18 protein-coding genes and 1 pseudogene are annotated in these 24654 nt (G+C 67.2%); 2 read left to right on the top strand and 17 right to left on the bottom strand.

All coding sequences use genetic code 11. The features are described from left to right. Positions 1-13: 13 nt before the first annotated feature. The 14 genes and pseudogenes from L6Q96_15690 to L6Q96_15625 form a co-directional block, all read right to left on the bottom strand. Positions 14-1087 (bottom strand): hypothetical protein, encoded by a 1074-nt coding sequence (locus tag L6Q96_15690; GenBank protein MCK6555998.1) that lies wholly within the window; start codon positions 1085-1087, stop codon positions 14-16. Continuing rightward, entirely contained in the window at positions 1084-1725 is a 642-nt protein-coding gene (locus L6Q96_15685) for a hypothetical protein (GenBank protein ID MCK6555997.1), read from the bottom strand. Before L6Q96_15685 ends, L6Q96_15690 begins: the two co-directional genes overlap by 4 nt. Continuing rightward, entirely contained in the window at positions 1671-2018 is a 348-nt protein-coding gene (locus tag L6Q96_15680; GenBank protein MCK6555996.1) for a prepilin-type N-terminal cleavage/methylation domain-containing protein, read from the bottom strand. The genes L6Q96_15685 and L6Q96_15680 overlap by 55 nt, the downstream gene beginning before the upstream one ends. Then, positions 2015-2464: a GspH/FimT family protein gene (locus tag L6Q96_15675; GenBank protein ID MCK6555995.1), complete on the bottom strand. Its 450-nt coding sequence runs from the start codon at positions 2462-2464 to the stop codon at positions 2015-2017. Before L6Q96_15675 ends, L6Q96_15680 begins: the two co-directional genes overlap by 4 nt. Positions 2465-2598: 134 nt before the next feature. Beyond that, the gene (locus L6Q96_15670; protein MCK6555994.1) at positions 2599-3366 is read right to left on the bottom strand and encodes an A24 family peptidase; all 768 of its coding nucleotides are present in this window, start codon (positions 3364-3366) and stop codon (positions 2599-2601) included. Between the two features lie 16 nt (positions 3367-3382). Beyond that, positions 3383-4783 (bottom strand): hypothetical protein, encoded by a 1401-nt coding sequence (locus L6Q96_15665; GenBank protein MCK6555993.1) that lies wholly within the window; start codon positions 4781-4783, stop codon positions 3383-3385. Beyond that, on the bottom strand, positions 4780-6651 hold the full coding sequence (locus L6Q96_15660; protein ID MCK6555992.1) for a tetratricopeptide repeat protein: 1872 nt from the start codon (positions 6649-6651) through the stop codon (positions 4780-4782). The genes L6Q96_15665 and L6Q96_15660 overlap by 4 nt, the downstream gene beginning before the upstream one ends. A gap of 363 nt (positions 6652-7014) precedes the next feature. Continuing rightward, a pseudogene (locus tag L6Q96_15655) lies at positions 7015-7104 on the bottom strand (type II secretion system GspH family protein). Positions 7105-7652: 548 nt separating this feature from the next. Next, the gene (locus L6Q96_15650; GenBank protein MCK6555991.1) at positions 7653-9737 is read right to left on the bottom strand and encodes a sigma 54-interacting transcriptional regulator; all 2085 of its coding nucleotides are present in this window, start codon (positions 9735-9737) and stop codon (positions 7653-7655) included. A 3-nt stretch (positions 9738-9740) separates the two neighbouring features. Continuing rightward, positions 9741-10961, bottom strand: a complete 1221-nt coding sequence (locus L6Q96_15645; protein MCK6555990.1) for a type II secretion system F family protein — start codon at positions 10959-10961, stop codon at positions 9741-9743. 186 nt (positions 10962-11147) lie between these two features. Further along, complete coding sequence (locus L6Q96_15640) at positions 11148-12299, bottom strand: type IV pilus twitching motility protein PilT (GenBank protein MCK6555989.1); 1152 nt, start codon at positions 12297-12299, stop codon at positions 11148-11150. 209 nt (positions 12300-12508) lie between these two features. After that, positions 12509-14203 carry a type IV-A pilus assembly ATPase PilB gene (gene pilB / locus L6Q96_15635; GenBank protein MCK6555988.1) on the bottom strand — a complete coding sequence of 565 codons (1695 nt, stop codon included), beginning with the start codon at positions 14201-14203 and terminating at the stop codon, positions 12509-12511. Positions 14204-14466: 263 nt separating this feature from the next. Continuing rightward, positions 14467-17145 carry a pyruvate, phosphate dikinase gene (gene ppdK, locus L6Q96_15630; GenBank protein MCK6555987.1) on the bottom strand — a complete coding sequence of 893 codons (2679 nt, stop codon included), beginning with the start codon at positions 17143-17145 and terminating at the stop codon, positions 14467-14469. Positions 17146-17464: 319 nt separating this feature from the next. Next, positions 17465-18775, bottom strand: coding sequence for a glycine--tRNA ligase (locus L6Q96_15625; protein ID MCK6555986.1), 1311 nt, complete (start codon positions 18773-18775; stop codon positions 17465-17467). Positions 18776-18949: 174 nt separating this feature from the next. Here L6Q96_15625 and L6Q96_15620 point away from each other — a divergent pair, with 174 nt between their 5' ends. Then, complete coding sequence (locus L6Q96_15620) at positions 18950-20380, top strand: hypothetical protein (protein ID MCK6555985.1); 1431 nt, start codon at positions 18950-18952, stop codon at positions 20378-20380. Positions 20381-20486: 106 nt separating this feature from the next. Here the strand turns inward: L6Q96_15620 and L6Q96_15615 are convergent, their stop codons facing one another. The 3 genes from L6Q96_15615 to L6Q96_15605 all read right to left on the bottom strand — a co-directional run bounded on the left by L6Q96_15615 (position 20487) and on the right by L6Q96_15605 (position 22843). Next, entirely contained in the window at positions 20487-20873 is a 387-nt protein-coding gene (locus tag L6Q96_15615) for a type II toxin-antitoxin system VapC family toxin (protein ID MCK6555984.1), read from the bottom strand. Then, positions 20870-21112, bottom strand: coding sequence for a type II toxin-antitoxin system prevent-host-death family antitoxin (locus L6Q96_15610; protein ID MCK6555983.1), 243 nt, complete (start codon positions 21110-21112; stop codon positions 20870-20872). The genes L6Q96_15615 and L6Q96_15610 overlap by 4 nt, the downstream gene beginning before the upstream one ends. A gap of 108 nt (positions 21113-21220) precedes the next feature. Continuing rightward, on the bottom strand, positions 21221-22843 hold the full coding sequence (locus tag L6Q96_15605) for a hypothetical protein (GenBank protein MCK6555982.1): 1623 nt from the start codon (positions 22841-22843) through the stop codon (positions 21221-21223). A gap of 211 nt (positions 22844-23054) precedes the next feature. On the opposite strand from L6Q96_15605, the gene L6Q96_15600 reads away from it, so the two are divergent. Beyond that, positions 23055-24233 (top strand): alpha/beta fold hydrolase, encoded by a 1179-nt coding sequence (locus tag L6Q96_15600; protein ID MCK6555981.1) that lies wholly within the window; start codon positions 23055-23057, stop codon positions 24231-24233. The last annotated feature ends 421 nt before the right edge of the window (positions 24234-24654 follow it).

Here is a 24654-nt window from a genome sequence, read left to right as displayed (position 1 = left end):
TCGGAGGGGTTTTTTACAGCACCTCCCGCCATCCCACAACGACGACCGGGCGCGGCAACCGCCCGCCGGCCAGCCGGTCCGCATACGCCAGAGCTTCGCTGCTGTAGGCGACCCGGCCTGCACCTAACATATCGAAGCCGGTCAGCGCCCCGGTCCACAGCGCCCCGGTAACGTGGATGGCTGCGCCGGGGTCGAGGCGAATGCCGTGGCGCACCACCACGAGGCCGGCAAACGCAAGGGTGCCACTTATGCGAAGCGAGCCATCGACGACCAGAATTCCGGCCCCGCCGAGCGACGCGGCCACCACGACGTCGCCGCGCAGGATCGAAAGCTGCGGGGCCGCCTCGGTACCGAGTACAACCCCGGCCTCGCTCGGCACCGCCGCTAACACCGCCCCGGGCTCGTCGAGGAGATCGTCAATCACCGCGCCCAATCCCAGCGGTTGCGCCGGCGCCACGGACCCGCCGGCTCCGGAACCGCCGGCCTGACCACCGCCGCGGTCGACCGGCCCGGTGGAACTCAGACCGGGACGGGGCGGCGCGGGACCGCTCGGAGCATCCGGCGGATCGTCGAGGCGATGATCGGCGCCGTCGAAACGCACGTCCCCCGGCGTGCGCTCTCCCCACCAATCCCCCTCGACGTGCGCCGCCGCCGGCGTAAAGGGCGCCGCGGCGCGCCTCACCAGGGCCTCGACGCGCGTCTGGCGTCCGCCGGCGGCCGTGACGGTGACCGACAGTCGCACCACCCCGTCGGTGCTCGCGTTCCCTGCGTTCGTCGAGACAACCCCGAAGTCCGGCGGGCCGGGAGACACTGCAAACGGAAACGTTCCGTCGTCGACCGTACCCCCCACGCCGTCGGGCCCGACCAGGAGCTCGTCCACCCCGACCCCCGGCGGCACGGCGGCCACGGCCCGCGCCAGCGCCGCCTCCGCGGCGTACAACCCCTCCACGTCCGCGCGCGCACTGCGCGCCATGAGTTGCTGCAACCGACTCTGCCAGACCGCCATCGCCCCCAGGGGCAACACCACCAGCAGCATTCCCAGCGCCGCCACCAGCGCCACACCATGTTCGTCGCGCAGGCGGTTCATGGGTTCCGCAGGTGCACCGTGGCGGAGGTGCGCACCGCCACCCCTTCCGTCATGGTTGGGAGGGGATGGCGTGGCGCCAGGTGCAGATCGAAACGGATCGCCCGCACCCGCCGCCGCGCCTCCGCCGACAGCCCGTCGACCGGTGCGGTCACCTCTCCGCCGCCGGCCTCGAAGTAGCGAAACCGGACCCCGTCCGCGGCCACGTCCGTCAAGAACGGCTGCGCCGTGCCGCCGGCGGTGGCACGCGTCACCTGCCGCCGCACGGCGTCGTACGCGTACGCGACGCGCTCGTGCGGATCGTCGCTATCGCCGTCGCCGTCGAGGTCGGTCGCCACCTCGACGGCGGTCGGCGCCGCCGCTCGCACCGCGACGATGCCGGTGCCGGTGGCATCGAATCCGGCAAGCCGCACCTCCTGCGCCCACACCGCAACGGCCAACGCCGCCGCCCCCGCCGCCTCGGCGTGCGCCTCCTGCACGCACAGGGCGGCAAGGGAAGCGCGCACGAAGCCGTAGGCGTATGCGCCCAGGATCGCCAGCACCAGGCTGGCGACCAGCAACTCGACCAGCGCGCTCCCGGACCGGCCTAGCGCGTCACCGTCGTCGCCAGCCGATACACCCGGGTGCCGTCGTCTTCCCATCGCACCGTCACCTCGACTTCCGCCGCACCGGGGTGCGCAACGTCGTCCGCCACCCGCCCCGCCCGCTCGAACCCCGCCTCCACCCCCGCGGCCTCCAACGGCAGGCCGGCCCGTAGCTGCTCGACACCGTCGGCCGCCAGATGTACGGCCCGCAGCCAACGCGCGCTGGTACGTTGCGAGCGCTGCGCCGTAACCAGCGTACTGGTGACCGCCAGCGACACGGAGGCCAGCAGGAGCAAGGCGACCATCACCTCGACCAGCGAGAACCCGCCCGGCACCCGCGCTTCGCTCACGCGATGCGCACCCGGCCGGTAATGTTCACGACGATGCGCCGCACCCCACCCGAGCGGTTGCGCACCGTTACCGTGCCGAAACTCGCGGCGTGCCCGCGGGGCCGGAAGACGATGCCGCCGCCGTCGGCGTTGCAGCCGACTACGACCACTCCTGCGGGCAACGCCCGCGGCTCTCCGGCATCGACGTATCCGGCCGTCGTCTCCTCCTGCGCCTGATACACCCGCGTTTCCGCGGCGAACAGCAACCGCTGACCCCGTCCCATCCCGAGCGCCCGCAAGCGCGCCGCCCGCAGGTCGGCAGCGACCTGAACCGCCCCCTCGCGCAACGCCAGCGCGTCCCGCATCGCCCCGTGCGCCAGCACCGCCGTAGCCCCCAGAATGCCCACCAACGCCACCGCCACGACCACCTCCAGCAGTGTCACCCCACCCCGTTCGCTCCATCCCATCCCCTCGCCGTCCTTCCGGAAATCTCCCTCCACGATCCGCGCTCGGCAATGTAACCGAGCGCCGTCCTATGTCAAGCGTTAGTTACGTTACGCATATCCTGAACGGGCGCGGACAGCGCCCACGCCGTCCCGACTTACCCCGGCATGGCGAGCGCGAGGTACCAATCGATCAGGGCGTCGCCGAAGAACAGCGCGCATACCGCGCCGGCGGCAAGGAAGGGCCCGAAAGGAATCGGCGCGCGCCGATCGCCCCCCCCGAGGCGAATCAGCGCCACGCCGATCGCCGACCCGGTCAGCGAACCGAGAATGACCGTGACCAGTACGCCCTGCCAGCCAAGAAAGGCGCCGATCATCGCCAACAACTTGATGTCGCCGCCGCCCATGCCCTCGCGCTTCATCAGCGCCGCGTAACCCGCCGCCACTGCCCAGAGCAACCCGCCGCCGAGGAGCACGCCAACGACGCTGTCGAGCAGCGGCGGTCCGTAACCGACGGCGGCCACGACGAGCCCCACCAGTATGCCCGGAAGACTGATTTCGTTCGGGATGATCTGATGATCGAGGTCGATAACGCTAACGACGATCAACGACGCGACGAACACCGCCGCCACGGCGAACTGCGGCGTCGGGCCAAAGCGCCAGAGCAACAGAACCGCGAGGACCCCGGCGAGGGCCTCGACTGCCGGATAGCGCCACGCGATCGCCGCCCCGCAGGCGCGACAACGGCCGCGTAGCAGCGCGTAGCTCAGTAAGGGCACGTTGTCCCAGGGCCGGATCGCCGCCAGGCAGCGCGGGCAGTGCGACGGCGGAGAGACGATCGATTCGTCCCGCGGCAGCCGCCAGATGCAGACGTTCAGGAAGCTGCCGATCATCGCGCCGAGAACGAAGGCCAGAACGAAGGTCATGATCCCTCGGCCACGCTCACTCGCGCCGCCCGCTGTCCGCGGCCGCGCCCTCCCCCAACTCCGCCAGCAGTCTGCGCGCCTCGACGAACGCGGGATCGAGCCTCACCGCCGCCGCCGCTTCGCCCCGCGCCTCGTCGGAAACCCCGCGCTCCCGGTAAGCCAGCGCCAGCAGATAGCGCCCCTTCGCACTCCATGGCTGGCGCTGGACCACCCGCGTGAACGCGCTTACGTCGTCACGCCACACGGTGGCGTAGGACCAGGTACCGATCCCCCAGACCACGAGCGGGGCGCCGACCAGCGCCCGGACGGCGCCGCGGGGCACGGCAGACAGGTGGGCCGCCCACCGCACTGCCGCCGCCATCCCGACCCCCACCCAGATCGCGAAGCCAACCATGGGCAGATAGAGGAACCGATCCGCGCGCAGCACGGATATCGGTACGATGTTCGCCACGGGAAGAAGGGTCAGTGCAATCCACGCCACGGCGAAAAATGTCGCCGGCCATTGGCGCCTCCGCCACCACACCGCCGCCATCGACGCCCCCAGTCCCGCGAGTGCGACCCAGTTGACCGGCGCGAACACCGCCTCGCGCCGGTAGTAGTACGCGGGCGCCAGGTCGATCGGCACAAACATCGCCGCAACGTACTCCCACATGACGCGGCTCATCGCCAGCGCCGTCGCCAGGTAGCTGCCGCCGTGCGGCGCCTTGACAACCTCGCCGCCGACTCTGGCGGCAGCGCTCACGACGGCCGTCGCCGCCGCCAGGAGCAGGAACGGGACCTTGTCGAGCCAGGTCCGGCGGCCTTCGCCCCACACGTCGTCGTAAAGGACGAGCAGCAACGGAAACGGGATCACGCTCGATTTCGACCCGCACGCCAGAGCGTACAGAAGGACCGCGCCGTAGAGCGCCGACCTCCGCCCGTTGCGAAACGCCTGATACGCCGCCAACGCCCCGAGCAGGAAACCGGTGGCAAGCAGCGTCTTGAACTGCGCCACCAGCGAGACCACTTCAAGTTGCACCGGGTGCACCCCGAAGACCAGCCCCGCGGCCAGGGCCGCCCCGTCGTCGTGCAGCGCGCGCCTCGCCACCACGAAGACCAGAGCGGCATTGGCGACATGCAACGCGAGGTTCACGACATGATAGCCGAGCGGATCGAGGCCCCAGGCGGCGAACTGCACCATGTACAACAGCAACGGCACCGGCAGGTAATCGTACATATGGAAGCCGGCGAGAACCGCACGGAGGTGGGCCCAGCTCGGAGCGAGGTAAGGGTTCTCGTGAACGAAGCCGTTGTCGTCGAAGCCGACGACCAGAAAGCCGTTGTTCAGTACCGGCGCGAACGCCACCACCGTCGCCGCCGCAACCAGCGCCAGCGACCACCGGGCGGTTCGTTCGGCACCGTCGTTCGCGGCACTCATCGCGGCCCTGACCAACCGCCGGGACCGGACTGCGCTTGCAGCGCGGCCATCTCCGCCAGGCGCCGGCGCACCGTCTCGTCTCCGGGGTTCAGCCGCTGCGCCCGCTCCAGTACGGCAATGGCCCGCGCGGCGTCGCCACGGCCGGCAAAGCTCTCGCCGAGGCCCCAGAGCAGGTTGGCATTCGCCGGGTAATACCGCAGCCCGGCGCGACAGGCGCGCTCGGCAGCCGCGTACTGCCTGGTGTTGACGTAGAGGCGGCAAAGGTTGTTGTGGGCCTTGTCGTACCCCGGCTGGATGGCCAGCGCGCGGCCGTACCACTGCTCGGCGCGGTCGGGCACGTTCTTACGATCGAAGGCCAGCCCGATGCCGAAAGCGGCGCCCTCGGCCCACTCGTACAGGGCCAGGGCGCGCTCGAACTGTTCGACCGCCGCTTCGTCGTTGCTTTCGTGCTGTAACGCCACGCCGTAGTTGTACCTGGCCTTGGCACTGTCGGGCGCACTCCTGACCATGCTGCGATAGAGAGAGGCGTTGTCGCGCCAGTCCTCGTTTCGGACCCAGGTGCGCAACGCGTACCCGGCGACAGCGATCGCCAGTAGCGCGGTCACCGTGCGCCGATACCGCGCCCCCCGCGCCAGAAGGGCGGCGGACACCGCCACGACAAGCACGAAACCCACCGACGGGAGATAGAGCAGCCGCTCGGCCTTGATGGTCCCGATCGGCAAGAGCACGTTGGCGGTGAGCGCCAGCGCCACGAACGGGAACAGCACCGCGAAGCGCAGCACCGGGCGACGGCTGCACAGCACGACGGCAGTCGCGGCCGCCAACAGTCCCAGTCCACAGACAAGACGCAGGTCCCAGACGACATTCACGAGCGTGACCTGGTTGTACGAATAGTCGGCCGCCAGCACGATCGGCAGCACGAGCAGACCGAAGTACTCCCAGATGACGGCGATGGCCGTGGCCAGGCGAACGTACCAGGGCACGAAGGCAAGGACATTGTCGAGCGGCTGCAATTCGTAGGCGGGCAGCGCCCTGACGACCGCGAAGCGGGCGGCAACGAAGACCGCGGCAACCAGCGCGTAGGGCACCCAGTCGAGGCTGACCAGCTCTCCCCACAGCCCGCGGCCGAGCGCCTGGCGGCGTGCGGTCACCCGTACCAGCGGCACCAGCACCGCCACGGTGAGCGCACTCTCTTTGCTGCATATTGCCAGTGCGAAGAGCCCGAGCCCGAGCCACTCCAGTGCGCGGCGGCACCGTCTCCCCGTGGCGCCGGCAGCCGCGTGCGCCACGGCCAGCAACGCTCCCACACCAAACCCGGCCGCCAGCAACTCGGCGCGTCCGACCAGACTCGCCACCGCTTCGGTGTGCACGGGATGGACGGCGAACAGAGTGCCGGCAACGGCTGCAATCCGCTCCGACCGGGTCAGCACCCGAGCCAGGAAGAACACCAGCACGGTCACCAGCGCGTGCGCGGCGATGTTGACCGCATGGAACAACCAGGCCTGCCCCGGCGCCAGCCACTGGTTGATCGCGAAGGTGAGCACCGTCAGCGGCCGGTAAAGATCGCCCGGCTGGAGCGGCGTCGACAGCACGCGAACCACGTCGGCGCCATCGCGCACAACCGGATTGTTGACGATGTTGGGCAGGTCGTCGAAGGTGAAACCGGCCGAGAGTGTGTTCAGATACGGCACCACGGCAAAGAGCACGAGGACACCCGTGAGACCGCTGGTGCGCACCCTGGCCGCCGCCATGAGACGCGATTGTACCTCAGCCGCGAGCCGCCGCGACGCCAACCCGATCGAGGTCATCCCGGCGACCGGCGGCGCCGGCGCCGCCGCGTTGCCTCGCACCACAGTCGTGTCCGTCATTGCAGCCCCTTAACAAACGACGAGGGCGGCGCTCTCACGCCGCCCTCGTCACACCGTTCGGATGGTGTTCGTCCCTCAGCGGGCTACGCCAGGCTATTGAAGACCGCCCAGGGTGCTGTTGTACGTCCACGTCTTACCGCTGCCGCTGGTGTGCGCCGAGGTGCCCGTGAACGAGTCGGTGGCAGCCGTCATCGCCAGGTTAACGCCAGACGACACCGTGCAGCCCGGCAGCTTGGTGGAGCAGTCAGCCTGCGTCACCGAAACGTACGCCTGATACGATGCGAAGTACGCCTCCTGGGCGCTCGCCGCGTTGCGCAGGTCCGACTGCGCCCGCGCATCGAAGCCCCGCTGCCTATAGGCCGCGAACTGCGGGATGGCGATGGCCGCCAGGATGCCAATGATGGCAACGACCACCAGCAACTCGATCAACGTGAAACCTTTTCTGTCCTTCAACATTTCCAGTCTCCTTCTGACCGGCCCTCCTGCGGAGGTCCCGGTGTATTAACCTGTCTTCCAGCGATTCAGCCCTTTCTGGCATCCGTTTCAGGGCGGCGCGTGAGCCTGTTTCATTGCTGCATCCTCCGACCACCCTGTCGACCCAGCAATGGCCGTACCAAACCAACCGACCAACCTCTTCTTCCTTAGAAACCCCCGCCCCAGCCCGGCCTGCGGCGAAATTGACGGTGCCATCCATGGAGTGACAAATTTTGGCTGCGAAGAATTTTGACGGCCCCACGACGGCGTGGCTGTCGCTGCCGCATCCCGTCACCAGGCCGATCCACGACCTCAGAACCCATTCGCATCGCGCATGCGATCCAAACTGCGCATAGCCAATGACAGTGGCATCGATGCTGCTAGTAAGCCGCATCGCACGGCGTATGCCGAGTCAATGTCCAAAGCTTGACGGTTTGCGGCACGTTTGAGCGACAGTATTATGACGTGCGAGGTGCTGTGTGGTCCGCAGGGCGGTGCGGGAGGTGGGGGGAGTCGAACGCGGCCGTTTACGAGTGCCGCTCGAAAACCGCGCCGGGATCGCCCAGTCCGTACTTCTGCAGCCGGTGGCGGAACGAGCGGTAGTTTATGCCCAGCAGGCGGGCGGCGCGTTTCTTGACGCCTCCGGCCTCGGCAAGTGCGCGCAGCAGAACGCTCTTCTCGTACTCGGCAAGATCGTCGTCGAGGTTGGCTCCGGGCCACGCCGGAGCATCGCGGCGCGGTCCCACGACTTCCTTCGCCGGCGGCGTCGCCACGACGGCGGGGCCGCGCGGTACCCCAACTGCCGCCCCGCCCCGTGCCGTAAAGTACGCGGGGAGGTGTTCCTCGTGAATCGTTTCGCCATCGCAAAGAGCAACGGCGTGCTCGACGATATTCTCCAGTTCGCGGATGTTCCCCGGATATTCGTATTCCTGCAGGCGCTTGGCCGCCGCCACCGAGAGCCGATGGATGCGTTTGCCCTGGAGCTCCGAGAACTGACGCAAGAAACGCCGCACAAGGGGCGGGATATCCTGGCGCCGTTCGCGTAGCGGCGGCACCTCGATGGCCAGGACGTTGAGCCGGTAGAACAGATCCTGCCTGAAACGCTCGGCCGCCACTTCATCGACGAGGCATCGATTGGTGGCGGCAATCACCCGCACGTCGACGACCACCGGGGTATCCGTTCCGACGGGTACAAAGCTGCGCTCCTGCAGCACTCTCAGGAGCTTCACCTGCAGCGCGAGCTGCAAGTCGCCGATCTCGTCGAGAAAGATCGTCCCGCCGTCGGCCGCCCGGAAGAGTCCGCTCCGCGGAGCCACCGCCCCCGTGAACGCGCCCTTGGCGTGCCCGAACAGCTCGCTCTCAACGAGCTCCGCGGGAATCGCTCCGCAGTTCACCGCGACGAAAGGCCGGGCCGCCCGCGTGCCGCGGGCATGGATCGCCCGGGCCACCAACTCCTTGCCCGTGCCGCTCTCGCCGGTGATCAGCACGGTGGCGTCGCTGCGGGCGACCCGCTCGATCATGTCCCGCACCTGACCCATCGCCGGGCTGGTCCCGATGAGGCCGTCGACCGCCGGGGTTTCCGCGGCGACCTCCTCCGCCGGCTCTTCCTCGTTGCGATCGCCGGCCAGTCGCGCTTCCAGGCGGCGCAGGGTGGTGATGTCCTGCACGATGTAAAGTCCGCCAATCGGGTTGTGGTAGGTATCGCGCAGCGCCACCGCCGAGCATCGCAGCGCGCGCTCGCCGCTCTGTGCGCCGCGATAGGCGAGCTCGATCGGTTGAACCCCGGCGGTCGATTGCAGGAATTGCAGCCTGCCTCCCGGCGTGTGCCGCAGGGCGGGGAACAGGGTGCCGATGTCCTGCCCGACCACCGTAGCGCCGCCGGCACCCACCAGGTCCTCCGCGGCCTGATTTACCGACGTCACCAATCCGTCCACGTCGGTCGTAATCAGCGCACTGCCGAGGTTGCGCGCCAGAGCTTCGTGCAGCCGTGTCAACCGATCGTGCGCCGCCGCCTGCTCATGGAGCAACTGCTCCGCGGTGTGCAGGCGACGTACCAGCGAACCGGCCAGCGCGGCGATCACGAAGAAGGTCGCGTTGGTCGTCGCGAACCGGATGGCGAAGTGCAGATCGGGCGGCGCCGGCGGTATCGGATAGGCGGGGCGGGTCATCAGACCACCGTTCAGTGCCCCGACCAGGGCGGCGTAGCTCATGGACGACAGCGACGCCGCGACCACCGCGCCGGGGGTCGAGAGCAAGCCTGCGGCCCCGATGACCGGCAAGCTGTACAGGAAACCGAACGGACTATCGGGCCCGCCGGTGACGAAGATCACCCCGGTGGTCAAGCCGACGTCGAGGAGAACCTGCAAATACGCGAACGGAGCCACGCGCCGCAGATGGGCGAGGAACACGGCGGAAACGACAGTGATGCCGTAAGAGGCGACAATGGCGAACAAAAGGAGCTGCACCGAGACAGCGTACCGCTCCGAACCCTGCTGCAGGTACACCAGCGCCAGCGCACCAAGCAGCACCGACACCAACACCACGCGGACGAACAGGTACCACTTGAGCCGCGCCCTCAGCAGGTCGGCCGGGCTTTCGGCACTGCCCGTCATGGCTCAGTTTATGACGGACCCCAGCTTGAAGATCGGCAGGTACATCGAGATGACGAGACCGCCGATGATGATCCCGAGGAACAGGATCACCAGCGGCTCCATCAACGACGTCAGGTTCGCCACCGCGTTATCGACCTCTTCCTCATAGAAATCGGCAATCTTCGAGAGCATGGCGTCGAGCGCCCCCGTCGTCTCGCCCACCGAGATCATCTGGCAGACCATGGGCGGGAACACCTTGCTCTGCTGCAGCGGCTCGGCAATCGTCCGCCCCTCGCTGATGCTCACACGGGTCTGCAAGACCGCCCGCTCGACCACCTTGTTGCCCGAGGTCCGTGCCGTGATCGCCAGCGCATCGAGAATCGGTACGCCCGAGGTCACCAGCGTGCTCAGCGTGCGCGTGAACCGCGCCACCGACGACTTGCGGATCAGGTCGCCGAACACCGGCAGTTGCAGGAAGAGATTGTCGAAAGCCAGGCGCCCGGACTCGGTCTTGTACATCTGCCGGCACGCGACCACCACCGCAATAACCACACCAACCATGTACTTGGCGTAGGCGATCGTGAAGTTACTCAGATTGATGACGAACTGGGTGGGCGCCGGAAGCGCCTGCCCGAAGCTCCCGAAAAGTTCCGCGAACACCGGAATGACGAAGATCAGCAGAACCGCGGTGACGCCGACCGCTACCGTGATGATCGTCGCCGGATAGATCATGGCGCCCTTGATCTTCGATTTGAGCTTCATGGCCTTTTCCATGTAGCTCGCCAAACGGTTCAAAATGTTGTCGAGGATGCCGCCAACTTCGCCGGCCGCGCACATGTTGACGTAGAGATCGTCGAACAGCTTGGGGTGCTTGCGCAGGGCGTCGGTAAACGTCGACCCCGCCTCGACCTGCTCTTTCAGCTCCCGGATCACGTTGCGCAATTTCTTGTTCGGCGACTGCTGGGCCAGAACGTCGAGGCACTGGACGATCGGCAAACCGGCGTCGATCATCGTCGCCAACTGGCGCGTAAAAACGACGATGTCTCGTCCCTTGATCGACTCGCCGAACCCCGGCAGGGTCAGCTCCTTGTTGAGACCCCGGCCCTTCTCCTTGATCTTCGCCGGCACCGGTTGAATGCGCTGCGAGCGCAGACGCACCAGCACCGCGTCGCGCGTCGGCGCCTCCATTTCCCCCGTCATCACTTCCCCTTTCGGGGATACGCCTTGCCAGCGAAAGACTGCCATCGTGCCTCACCTCGATTCCGTGCCCGCTCGCGCCCGGACGCACTTCACCTTCGAGCCCAGAATAAAGCACGTGGCGTGCCACACGGCCCAGCACCACCCTTCGTAAACTTTGCTTCCGGGATGCGGCATCAAAATGTGGACGGGAGGCACTAATGGCCCCGGGATGACGGGGGGCTTCTGGAGGGGTCAGGGGATGCGGGGGCGGGAGAGGCCGGAGGCTGGGCGATGCGGGCTACCCAGCATGCTGCGCACTTCTTCGAGTTCGGTAGCGTGGCCGAGCGCTTCCTCGTACGAGATCAGCCGGCGTGCGCACAGGTCGACGAGGGACTGCGTCATCGTCTGCATGCCGAACTTCAACTGGCCGACCTGCAACTGCGAGTAGATCTGGTGGACCTTCTCCTCACGGATCAGGTTACGGATCGCCGGATTGGGAATCATGATTTCGACCGCCAGCACCCGCCCCCGGCCATCCATCCGCGGAATGAGTTGCTGGCAGATGACCGCCTGCAACACCAGCGAGAGCTGGGCGCGCACCTGCGCCTGCTGGTTCGACGGGAAAATGTCGATGATTCGATTGATCGTTTGCACAGAGGAGTTGGTGTGCAGCGTCGAGAACACCAGGTGCCCCGTCTCGGCGACGTTCAGCGCCGCCTCGACGGTCTCGAGGTCGCGCATCTCGCCGATCAGGACAACGTCCGGGTCCTGCCGCAGTACGTGCCGCAAGCCCTCGCTGAAGCTGTGGGTATCGGCGAAAACCTCGCGCTGATTGACGATGCAGCTCTTGTGCTGATGGACGAACTCGATCGGGTCCTCGATGGTGACGATGTGCTCGCGGCGCTCGCGGTTGACCTTGTCGATCATCGCCGCCAGCGTGGTCGACTTGCCGCTGCCGGTAGGACCGGTCACCAGCACCAGGCCGCGGGGAATCTTGGTCAGGTCGGCGGCGACGGGCGGCAGGCCCAGCTCGCCGAGGTCGCGGATCTCGTAAGGAATCAAGCGGAATGCACCGCCCACCGCGCCGCGTTGCAGGAAGAGATTGCCGCGAAATCGGCTCACGCCGCGGATGCCGAACGAGAAGTCCAGCTCCGCCTGCTCCTCGAAACGGTGGCGTTGCGCGTCCGTCAGCAGGCTGTAGCAGAGGTTCTTCGTATCGGTAGCCGTCAGGGCTGGGAACGGCAGCGGCACCAGCTCCCCGTGGAGCCGCATCATCGGTGGGCTGTCGGCGGTAACGTGCAGGTCGGTGGCCCCCTTTTCGACCACCAGCTCGAGGAAACCCTGGATACTCAGCGAAGCGGGGGCCTGCGTCTCGCGCGCGGCGGCTGTGGGGGTGCTGGCCATCGCAGACCTCCTCTAGGCACGCTGCCGAAAAACCCCGGCCGAGTCTCCGAGAAGGTCGCGGCGGCCCCGCGCTCTCCTCCGCCTTAACGGTGCTCGCATCGATCTCATTGCCGTTCTTCCGTCCGCCCCAACGGGGCGGCGACCGTCTCGACGGGCGGGGCCGGGTTCCTCGGCGTCCTTCCGGCCAGTCTACCCGCGGACGCCTCAGTCTAATCCGAAACCGTCACACGCACCACTTCGTTGATCGTGGTCACGCCCTCCTTGAGCTTCTGAATGCTGGATTGCCGTAGTGTCCGCATGCCCAGCCCCATGGCGCAGCGCTTGATCTCCTGAGCCGAGGCTCCATTGAGCACCAGATCGCGCACCTCCTCGGATATCGGCATCACCTCGTAAATGGCGATCCTGCCGCGATAACCCGTGCCGCCGCACTGCGGGCACCCGGCACCCTGGAAACACGTGAACTGGGGAATCTCGGCCCGCGCCGCGCCGATGTCGATCAGCGCCTGAGGCGGCAACTCGACCGGCGTGCGGCAGCCGGCGCAGATGACGCGCACCAGACGCTGCGCCAGGATCAGGTTGACCGACGACGCCACCAGAAACGGCTCGACGCCCATATTGAGCAGGCGGTTGATTGTCGACGGCGCATCGTTCGTATGCAGCGTGCTCAACACCAGGTGACCGGTTAACGCCGCTTTGATGGCGATCTCCGCGGTTTCGAAATCGCGCACCTCGCCGACCATGATGATGTCGGGGTCCTGCCGCAGGAACGAACGCAACGCATTCGCGAAGTTCAGGCCGATCTCTTCGTGGATCTGGACCTGGTTGATGCCCACGAGGTTGTACTCGACGGGGTCCTCGGCGGTAGAGATGTTCGACACCACCTTGTTCAGCTCGGACAGCGCCGAATACAGGGTCGTCGTCTTGCCGCTACCCGTCGGCCCGGTCACCAGCACCATGCCGTAAGGCTTGTAGATCGCGTCCTTGAAGTCCTTGAGCGCCTGCTCCTCGAAGCCCAGCCGGGTCATGTCGAGCTGCAGGCTCGCCTTGTCGAGCAGGCGCAGGACGATCTTCTCGCCGAAGATCGTCGGCAGGACCGACACCCGGAAATCCATCTCCTGCCCGCGCCCGAGCTTGAGCTTGATGCGACCGTCCTGCGGCAAGCGCCGCTCGGCAATATCGAGCTGGGCCATCACCTTGACGCGCGAGGTGATCGCGTTCTTCAGCTTCAGCGGCGGCCGCATGATCTCTTCGAGTACGCCGTCGACGCGGAAGCGGACCCGAAACATCCGTTCGAAAGGCTCCAGATGAATGTCGCTGGCGCGGCGCTTAATCGCGCTCGTCAGGATGGCGTTTACCAGGCGCACCACCGGCGCGTCTTCCGTGGCCCGCTCGAGCTCCTTGATGTCTATCTGCTCGGCGTCGTCGACCAGTTCGACGTCTTCGCCGTCGAACTCGGTGAGCACCTCGTCGACGCCGGTGCCGGCCTCGTAGTACTGCTCGATGGCGGCGTTGATGGAATCGACACCCGCCAGGGCGACCTTCACGTCGTAGCCGGTGAGGAACTTCACCTCGTTGATCGCCACGATGTTCGACGGGTCGGACATCGCCAGCGTCAGAGTCGAACCGCTGAGGTTGATCGGAATCAGGTGATGGCGCAGGACTATCTGCCCGGGCACCAGCCGCGTCACTTCGCCGGGCAGATTGAGCGCGGCCGGATCGACGAGCGAGAGGTGGTACTCCTTCTGAAGGCAAGCGGCGAGCTCGCCCTCGGCGATCGCACCGATCTTCACCAGCGTGGCACTCAGCGCCCCGCCCTGCGCCGCCAGCTCCTCGTTGGCTCTGGCGAGATCCGCCCCGGTGATCAGACCGCGGCGGACCAGCAACTCACCCAATCGCGTGCTCATCGGACTCGTCCTGCCGGGAATCTAGCATGCTACGTACCAGGGCACCGAATTTCCCGCGCAAGGTCGCCAATGCTTTGCTCGCTCGCGGCGCGAGAAACCCGAAAACCCTTTGCCCGGGCGCAGTCCCACATCATACCCGCGCACCTACCTCGGTTCCTTCGCCGTCTTCCAGCATCGCCGGTCACGCTACCGACGGGGGACCGGGGTTGTCAATTTGGTGACGAAGCGCTGGCCACTCTCCCCTGCGGCGACGCTCACTGCCCTCAGTCGCCAACCCGCGGACCCTTCATCAGCGCCGCCCGGGCCGCCGCCAGTCTGGCGATGGGTACCCGGAACGGCGAGCACGACACGTAATCGAGACCCACCTCGTGACAGAAGGTAACGGTGTCCGGATCGCCCCCATGCTCGCCGCAAATCCCAACCTTCAAATCCGGCCGCGCCTTGCGGCCCCCGTCGACGGCGATGCGCACCAGCGCGCCGACGCCCTCGATATCGAGCGACTCGAAGGGGTCCTTGTCGTAGATCTCGAAGTCCTTCACGTACGGCAGCAGGAAGCGTGCGGCATCGTCGCGCGACACGCCCAGCGTGGTCTGCGTAAGGTCGTTGGTGCCGAACGAGAAAAACTCGGCAATCCCGGCGATGGTCGACGCGGTCAGAGCCCCGCGCGGCACCTCGATCATGGTGCCGACTTTGTACTTGAACTTGACCCCCGTCGCCGCCATGACCTCGGCGGCGACGCGCCGGACGATGTCGGCCTGGAGTTTCAGCTCCTTCACGTGGCCAACGAGCGGGATCATGATTTCGGGTTCCGCTTTCGCGCCGCCCCGAATGACGTTGGCCGCCGCCTCGAAGATCGCCCGCGCCTGCATCTCGGTAATCTCCGGGTAGACGATGCCCAGCCGGCAGCCGCGGAAGCCGAGCATCGGGTTGGCTTCTTTCAGCGCCTCCACCCGCTCGCGTACCTGCTCGACGGCAATGCCCATCTGCGCCGCCATCTCCTCCTGTCCGGCGGCATCGTGCGGCAGGAACTCGTGCAGCGGCGGGTCGATCGTACGGATGGTCACCGGCTTCCCGGACATCACCGTGAAGATGCCCTCGAAGTCGGCGCGCTGCACCGGGAGCAGCTTGGCGAGGGCGTTGCGCCGTTCGTCGGCATTGCCGGCGAGTATCATCTCGCGCATTGGACCGATCTTGCCTTCGCCGAAGAACATGTGTTCGGTGCGGCAGAGGCCGACGCCCTCGGCCCCGAAGGCGATGGCGTTGGCGCACTGGTCGGGCTGATCGGCATTGGTACGCACGCCGAGGCGGCGCTCGCGATCGGCCCACTTCATGAGCTGAGCATACTGCTGGTAGACCGCTGCGGCGGCCGGGTCGAGGGATTTCTCGACCAGCACGCGCACCACCTCGCTGGGCTCGGTGGCGATGTGACCGAGGAACACCTCGCCAGTCGTCCCGTCGATCGACAGGTCTTCGCCTTCCCTCATGGCGACGTCGGTGCCCGCGACCCGCATCGTGCCGGCGGCGTAGTCCACGATCAACGGCTCGCACCCGGCCACGCACACCTTACCCATCTGGCGCGCGACCAGCGCGGCGTGGCTGGTCATCCCGCCGCGCGCGGTCAGGATGCCCGCCGCGGCGGCCATGCCTCGGATGTCTTCGGGCGACGTCTCGATGCGGCACAGGATGACCGTCTCGCCACGCGCCGCCGCCGCTTCGGCGTCGTCGGCATGGAAGTACACCCGGCCGCTGGCCGCACCGGGGCCGGCGTTCAACCCGGTGGCGATGCGCCGCCCCGCCTCCACCGCGCGGGCCTTCTCCGCGCCGACGAAGGTTGGCCGCAGGAGCTGATTGAGCTGATCGGGCTCCACCCGCAGCAGCGCTTCGCGGGGAGTGATCAGCCGCTCCTTCACCATATCGAGTGCAATCCTGATCGCCGCCAGACCCGTCCGCTTACCGACGCGGCACTGCAGCATGTACAGCTTGCCCTTCTCGATGGTGAACTCGATGTCCATCACCTCGCGGTAATGCTTCTCGAGCACCTTGCGGATCTTCATTAGCTCGGCGTACAGGTGAGGGTGATCGCGATCGAGCGCCGCGATCTTGAGCGGCGTTCGCGTCCCGGCCACCACCTCTTCGCCCTGCGCGTTGAACAGCAACTCGCCATAGAAGACGTTTTCTCCGGTGGCGGGGTCGCGCGTAAACGCCACGCCGCTGCCGGAGTCCTCGCCAAGGTTGCCGAACACCATCGACTGCACGTTGACGGCCGTCCCCCAGCTCTCCGGGATGGCATTCAGCTTGCGATAGACGATCGCCCGGTCGTTCATCCACGAGCCGAACACCGCGCCGATCGCCATCCAGAGCTGCTCCTGCGGGTCCTCCGGGAATTCGATGCCCATACGGTCCCGGATGGCCTGCTTGAACTCGCCCACCAGTTCCTTCAAGTCGGCCGCCGTGAGCTCCGTGTCGAGCCTGACACCGCGCCCGTGCTTCTTGCGCTCCAGGATCTCCTCGAACGGATCGATCTCGGTCTTGCTCTGCGGCTTCAGGCCGAGGACGACATCGCCGAACATCGACACGAAACGCCGGTACGAATCGAAAACGAAGCGTTCGTTGCCGGTCATCGCGACCAGACCCCGGACGGTCTGGTCGTTGAGGCCAAGGTTCAGGACCGTGTCCATCATGCCCGGCATCGAGGCGCGGGCGCCGGAGCGCACCGACACGAGCAGCGGGTTGGTCGGGTCGCCGAAGCGGCGACCGGTATGCTCCTCGACCTTCTGCAGATGACGCGCCACTTCGGCGCGCAGGGTCGACGGGTACTTGCGCCCGTGGGCATAAAAATAGGTGCAAACGTCGGTCGAAATGGTGAACCCCGGCGGCACCGGCAGACCGAGTCCGGCCATCTCCGCCAGGTTCGCTCCCTTACCGCCGAGCAGGTTCTTCATGCCGGCATTGCCGTCCGCCTTCCCGCCCCCGAAGGCATAGACGTACCGGGGCTGCCGGCTGCCGCCGCTTGCGCTCTTCGTCGGTTTCGCCGCCGGGCGCGCTTTGGCTACCGCTCGCTTCGCCACGGATTTCCTCGCGGGTTTCCGTCCCGCCGCCGCCCGCTTCTGCGCCGCGGTCGGCGGCTGTGCCCCGGCCCTCTTCGCGGGGGACTTCTTCGCGCCCCGGGTTGCTGTCGAACCTCTTGCCGCCCTGGTTTTCCGCTTCATGCTAGTCGCCTCTCCGTAGTGCAGATGGCGCCGGTGCCCGCGGCCGCCGCGGTCAGCCGGCGATCCGGCGGGTCAGCTCGTCGACCAGACGGTCGATCGGGATGCGCTCCTGTTGCATCGTGTCGCGGTCGCGCACCGTCACCGTGCTGTCCTGCATGGTCTGGTGATCCACGGTAATGCAGTACGGCGTACCGATCTCGTCCTGACGGCGGTAGCGCCGTCCGATCGATCCGGCCTGGTCGTATTGCACGGGAAATCTTTTTCCGAGCAGGTCGCGCAACTCGAGCGCCTTCTCCGGTTGGCCGGCCTTGCGCAGCAGTGGCAGCACGGCGGCCTTGACGGGTGCGAGGCGCGGTTGGAACCGCAACACGACGCGCTCCTCGCCCTCGGCCACGTCCTCGTCGTAGGCGTCCACCAGGAAGGCCAGAGTCGCGCGATCCGCACCGGCGGCCGGCTCGATCACGAAGGGCACGAAACGCTCGCGCGTCTCCTCCTCGAAATAGCTCAGGTCCTTGCCGCTGAACTCGGTGTGCCGCTTCAGATCGAAGTCGGTACGATTGGCAATGCCTTCCAGCTCCGACCAGCCGAACGGAAACCGGTACTCGACGTCGACGCAGCCCTTGGCGTAGTGCGCCAGTTCGTCGGCCGCGTGCTCCCGCAGGCGCAGGTTCTCGCTGCGAATACCGAGAGCGTGGTACCAGGCGAGGCGCTGGGCCTTCCAGTAGTCGTACCACCTGTCGTCCTCGCCCGGACGGACGAAGAACTCCATCTCCATTTGCTCGAACTCGCGGGTGCGGAACAGGAAATTGCCGGGGGTGATCTCGTTGCGAAAAGACTTGCCGATCTGCGCGATCCCGAACGGAATCCGTTGCCGGGAGGAGTTCATGACATTGAGGAAGTTCACGAAGATCCCCTGCGCGGTTTCCGGCCGCATGAACACCGTGCTGGCGGTATCCTCGACCGGGCCCATGAACGTCCTGAACATCAGATTGAACTGGCGCGCCTCGGTCAGTTCGCCGCCGCACTCGCCCGGCCGCTTGCTGGGTTTCTCCGGGCAGCGGGCCTCGTCGATGTGGTCGGCTCGAAAGCGCGTCTTGCACTTCTTGCAATCCACCAGCGGGTCGGTAAATCCCTGCACGTGGCCGGAAGCCTCCCAGACGCGGGGATGCATAAGGATGGCGCAATCGATGCCGACGATATCGGATCGCGTCAGCACCATGTCCCGCCACCACGCCTCCTTGACGTTGCGCTTCAGCTCGACACCCACCGGCCCGTAGTCCCAGCAGCTGGCCAGACCGCCGTACACCTCGCTCGATTGAAACGCGAAACCCCGCCGCTTGGCGAGGTTGACGACTTTCTCCATGGTCACCGGTCGACTCATCGACCGTCGCACGTAGCACGTCGCCGCCGGAGCGGCAAACCACCCCCGGGCCGTGCTCCGCGTACTCCGGAAGAGCGCGAGATGAGGCTCCCGGCACGTTGTCCGCCGCCGGCTCGGCCGGCTCGATGATATGATGGGTCGCGAACCGAGCCGGTTATGTCGGACGACGATCTCTCGACTGGCGACCCGAACCTGCGCCTTGACCTCTGGGCTCCCGTGCTGTTCGCGCTTCACGTCACCGTGGCGTTGGCCTTCGTCCCGCTGTATCCGCTCCACGTGTTCGACACCGACTTGCTGGCGTATTTCGTCTTCTTTCGGGACTGGGCAACCGGCACCGGAGCACTCCACGGTTTGGACTATTTCTTCCAGCCCAAACCCCTCCTGGTCTTCACGCTCGGCCCGCTCGGCAACGTTCACACGGCGGTCGCGTGCACTTCGGTGGCCACCGGGCTCCTCGGCGCCGCGGTTTATCTCGTCGGGCGGGACAGCTTCGGGCGCACGGTGGGAATCCTGTGGTCGCTGGCCTTGCTGCTCGACCCATCGCGCACCTTTCTGACCCTCAAGTCGAGTGCCGACCTGTATCTGACGGCCCTCGTCTTCGTGTCCATCTGGCTGCTGATCGCGGGCCGGTTCACCCTCGCGGCGGCCTGCGTACTGCTGGCGGCTCTCATCAAGCCGGTGGCGCTGCCGTGCGCGCTGCAATTCCTGCTCGTACCGGCACCCATCCATCGTCGTCTGGCGTATGCCGCGCTGCCGGCACTCGCCCTGCCGGCCACGCTGCTCGGCAATCACCTCCTGCTCGGCAGCGCGCTCGACCCGGGCCAGTATCTCGCCCAGTTCGCGGCCCTGCGCGATACCACGGGTATCTCGCCCGGCGAGGTGATCCACTTTGCGTTATGGACCCAGCTCGTCGACACGCGCTTCGTGAGCACGGCGCCGCTGGGTGCGTTGGGACTGCTCATGTGGTTGGCGGCCGACCGCACCCGCCTGACGCACCCGCTGTTTCTCCTGCCGCTGCTCGTCCTCGGCGGCTACCTCGCCCTGTCGGTCGCCACGCCCTACATGCCGTTCTTTCGCTTCTTCTGGGTGCTGGAGGTCTGGTTCCTCGGCTATCTGATGTTCGCCATCGTCAGCATCGGCCGGCTGGTTGGCGGCGCCGGTTCGCGGCTCGCCGCGGCGGCCACCGCACTTATGTTGCTGTTCCTGGTCGACGACTCGCTCACCCAGTACGCGCGCTACCGCGACCACTACGCGCTGCCGATGGAACGTAACATGGAATTCGTCCAGGCCGCGGCGGACACGCTCGCGCGCGAGCGGCGCGGCGGCGAGGTCGTCCTGGCACCGCTGGCCTTCCAATCGTATCTCATGTGGACCGCCCCGCCGGGCACGCCGGACACCGTCGTGCTCAGTGCCGAGGCGGCGGCACGGCACGGTCTGAAGTCGCCCCCGCCGTGGATTCTCGACGTGCCCGCGGGCTACGTCAGCGATCCGGCGCGGGCGCTGGTCGATGGCCTCGAGGCCACGGCAACCTACGAGCCGCGCCTCGCAAACGGCCCCGCCGCGCTGCTCCGGCTCACTCCCCCGTAACGTTCGCCGGCGCCGTGCGGTAGTCGGCGTCGCCGCGGAGAGATCGAGCGCTCGTCTCGCAATGCGGCACCCGCACTCGAGGGGCCACAAGCCCGCAACAGGCCGGTCATGCCCAGAGGATGTCCACGTCGTAAGCTCGCAACTTCCGATCATGGGTCACAAGGACCAGCCCCTCGATCGCTGCCTGGGCCACAAGCATGCGGTCGAACGGATCGGTATGATGCGGGGGGAGGGCCGCCGCCGCTTCGGCGTGCGGAAACGTTATGGGAAGCTTCTGAAACCCGCTGTCGATGACCCCTACCTCCATCGGTGCCGGCAACCGTAGCCGGCCAAGTGCAACCTTGATCGCCGCCTCCCACGCGGATGCCGCGCTCACAAACGCCACCTCGGCGGTCCCGATCGCCTCGCGCACCGTGCGCCCAAGATGTCGGCTGTCGGCGCGCCACCAGAGAAACACATGGGTGTCGAGCAACAGCCGTGCAGCCGGCATCATCGCCGCCCCGCGAATGCGGAGAGGAGGGCTTTCGGAAGTGGATCGTCGAAGTCCTTGCGTATGAAAACCTTTCCCTTCCACCCCCCGGGCTTACGGCGTACTCGACGTGGAACGGCGGTGAGCTTCGCCATCGGAGTGCCGTTCTTGGCGATAATGATCTCTTCTCCGGCGGCCGCGCGGTCGACGAGTTGCGATAGTGCCGACTTCGCCTCGTAGAGGTTATAGATCGATTCAGGCATGTGAAGCCTCTCGCGTGTTGGTCAGCCTTGACCAACCCTAAGGAGATGGGCCAACACTGTCAACGGGGCAATCCGGGACCTGCCGCCACCCCGCACCGCCGATGCGGCTCACTCCCCCGTAACGTTCGCCGGCGCCGTGAGGTATTCGGCATCGATGGCAAACGTCCGCTTCCTGTCCATTTCCAGATACGTTCCGTCCGGCAGTGGGACGGCGATATGCTCGTAGCGACCGGCCCAGCGCGGGTCGCGGCGGAAATCGTCGACGGCGTAGTGCCACTCCGTCATCAATGCCGCCCAGCCGCCGAACGGTCGGCCGCCGACCTGTCCCGACGTCGGGTAGACGACGAGATCCGGCGCTCGCGCGTAAACGTAGTCGGTGTGATAGCGCCCATGGCCCGGCGCCGCCGCGGAACTCACCTTGCCGTCACGGGCGACGACCGGGTCGACGAGGCCCAGCAAGTCGACCAGCGGCCTCCCGCTGAAGTAGCCGACGGCACCGATCACGTTTGCAGCGACGAGCGTTTCCTTCGGGGTGTGCGCCCCCAACCATCGGCCCGCCGCCGCCCAGCCCGCGACTCTTCGTGGCAACGTTCCCGCCGCACCGCCCTCGGCCCGCATTCCGCGATAAGTCGTCAGGCAGAAGACCGCAACCAACACACCCCCGAACGCCAATTGCCACGCGCGCCGCACCGGGAATGCCTGCCACAGCACACCGATCGCCAGCACCAGGGCCGGCAGCATCGGCACAGCCATCCGGTAGGCCGGGAAGTGATCGCCGCCGGCATAGAGCAGGTACACAGCCCACACCAACACCCACCCCAGCAACAGACTCGCGGCGCGACCCGGCCACCGCCGCCCTCGTGCAGCGCCCGCGACGAGGGCGCCGGCAGCGATCAGCAGCGGCCAGTGCCCACCCACGATCCGCCACAGGTAATGCAGGCCGCGCTGCAGTCGCGCGCCAGTGTCGGGCGTCACCTTCGCCACGTACGTGTTCGGCACCAGCGCCCCGTAGTACGCCTCGCGGGCAACGATCACGACCACCGCGGGGACGGCCGCCAGGGCGAGCGGCACGACCACATCGCGCCACCACGCACGATCCAGTCGTCCGCGAGCCGCCGTCGCCCACACGCCCACCCACGCCGCGAGTAACGCACCCTCGGGACGCACCAGCATCGCTGCCGCCACGAATACTGCCGCCCATGCGGACACCCGGGGCGCCGCCGCCTGCCGGAGCAACGCCGCCAGAGCCGCCGCCACGACGGCGCCGAAAAGCGGCGCCTCCATGCCCGAGTGCGCCCAGAAAACCACGCACGGCAACCCCACCAAACCCAGTGCGAGGACGGCTTTGACCGGACGATCCGCGGCGGATTCGCCCCGGCGGGTCAGCCCCCACCAAACGACGGGGGCCAACGACGCCGCCGCAACCACCCCGATCGCCGGGGCGACCAGTTCGAGCCGGGGCGTCCCCAATCTGGCCAGCATCAGAAGCGCCATCCATCCCGGCGACGTGAAGCCCTCGACGCGCTCGCCGCGGTTGTAAACGAGGCCGTAACCGGCGGCGAAGTTGTCGGCGTAACGGAAGAAGATATACGCGTCGTCGAAGATCCCGGCCCCCCACCACCAGCCGAGCAGCAGCACCGCCGCGAGCCCTCCGGTCCCAACCGCCACATCGGACGCCGGCCATCCGTTCCGCCGACCGCCCCGCGTTTCGCTGTATCCCGATCCCGTCATTCGACGCCACCACCACCGCGGCGGCCGGGCCCACCGTATGTGCCGGCGCCGCACGCGTCCAGCACGATCTCTGACAACACCCGGCGCCATCATGGACAGAGGGGTGGGCATGGTGCCTGCCCCCGTGTCGGCAGACGGGGACAACCACAAGGGTTGCCCCTACGGTGCCGCGCGTGAGATAGGGTCTCACGATTCCCGAGGAGAACACCCGATGTACACAAACGACATTACTACGCGGCGGCGCCGCCGTGCTGCGATGCACGTCACGCCGTGGGCGGCGTGTATCGCCCTCGCGACCGCGGTTGGGGCGAGCATCGTTCCACCTCCCCCGCAGCATCCCACCGCCGGCGATCTCGCGCGGCAGACCGAGACCCTCTTCGCCGGCGATCCCGGCGATGCCGGCGGCGATGCCAACGCCGACGCGCGGGCCACCGCCGCCGATGTCTGCGCTACGCTCATCGGCCTGCGCAGCCCGATCCAGCCGGGTCCTTACGGTATCGGTCTCAAGCGCATCACCTTCACGAAGGAGTCCGTGACCCAGCCCGGCGTGCAACGCAGCTTACGAACCTATATCTGGTACCCCGCCGACCCCGCCACCGCGTCGTTCGACCGCCGCCCCTCGGGCACCCCCGATGCGGCCCGAGCCGCGGATCTCGCCGACGTGCCGCTGGTCGTGTTCTCGCACGGGTCGTGCGGCATCCCTAACCAGTCGCAGTTCCTGACCGCGCGTCTCGCCTCGCACGGTTTCGTGGTCGCCGCGCCCCCGCATCCGGGTAACACCACCGGGGAGTTTTCCATCTGCTCAACCCCGGCCCAGATCCTCGACTCCTACGCCAACCGCCCGGCCGACGTCAGTTTCATCATCGACACCATGCTCGCACTCAGCAACGACGCCGAATCGTTCTTCGCCGACCTCATCGATCCAACCCGAATCGGTGTCATGGGCCATTCCTTCGGGGGACTGACGACTTTGCGCGTCAGCGCGCTCGACGACCGCGTTAGCGCCGGCCTCGCCCTCGCGCCGGCGCTCTTCGACACGATGATCGACGAGGTCGACAGCATCGCCATTCCCATGATGATCCAGGGCGGCACGCTCGACACGCGAACGCACTTCGCGGAGACCGCAGTCCCGGCCTTCGACCTGCTCGGCCCGCCGCGTTATCTGGTCGAGATTCTCGACACCGGCCATTACGCGTTCTCCGATCTGTGCGTCACGTCGCCGGAATGCGGTACTGCGGAGACACTTACGCAGACCGAGGCGCACTGGTCGGTACTGCGCTACGCGGTGCCGTTCCTCCTGCGCCACGTCGCCGGCAACGACCGCTTCCCGTCGCACCTGACGGCCGCCGCCACTCCGCCGGGCATCGTGTTCACGGCCGACCCGACGTAGGGGCAGGCCCCCGTGCCTGCCCCTACGTCGCTACGGTCTCCCGGCGCACGGAAGGTGGCGGGAGGACGGCCTCGGCAACGAGCTCCGCGGCATGATCCAGGGTGGGAGTGGCCGGCGAGGACGGGGCGTGGTCAGTCCAGCCGACCGGCTGTGACGGCGGGGTGGAGAATAAGGCGTTCACCCGCCGGCGCACGCGGGCCAACACGGTGTGAGGCAGCGGCGTGATCCGGGGAAGAACCTTGACGCCGTTGTCGGGCCGGAAGTAGAAGGGCGCAAGGCAGCGGGGGTGTTGGCCCGCGAAGCCCGGCGGCGGTTGGGGATTTCATTGATACGCCTAATTCAAAGTTCGGCTTTGACTCCGTACACGTACTCAGCGAAGCGGTACACGTACTCGTACACGGACTGAGGACCCGCGGCGGTG

The sequence above is a fragment of the Candidatus Binatia bacterium genome (assembly GCA_023150935.1).
Taxonomy (GTDB): domain Bacteria; phylum Desulfobacterota; class Binatia; order HRBIN30; family HRBIN30; genus JAKLJW01.
Note: the sequence above shows the minus strand (reverse complement) of the source record. Positions and strands in the feature narration are given on the sequence as shown.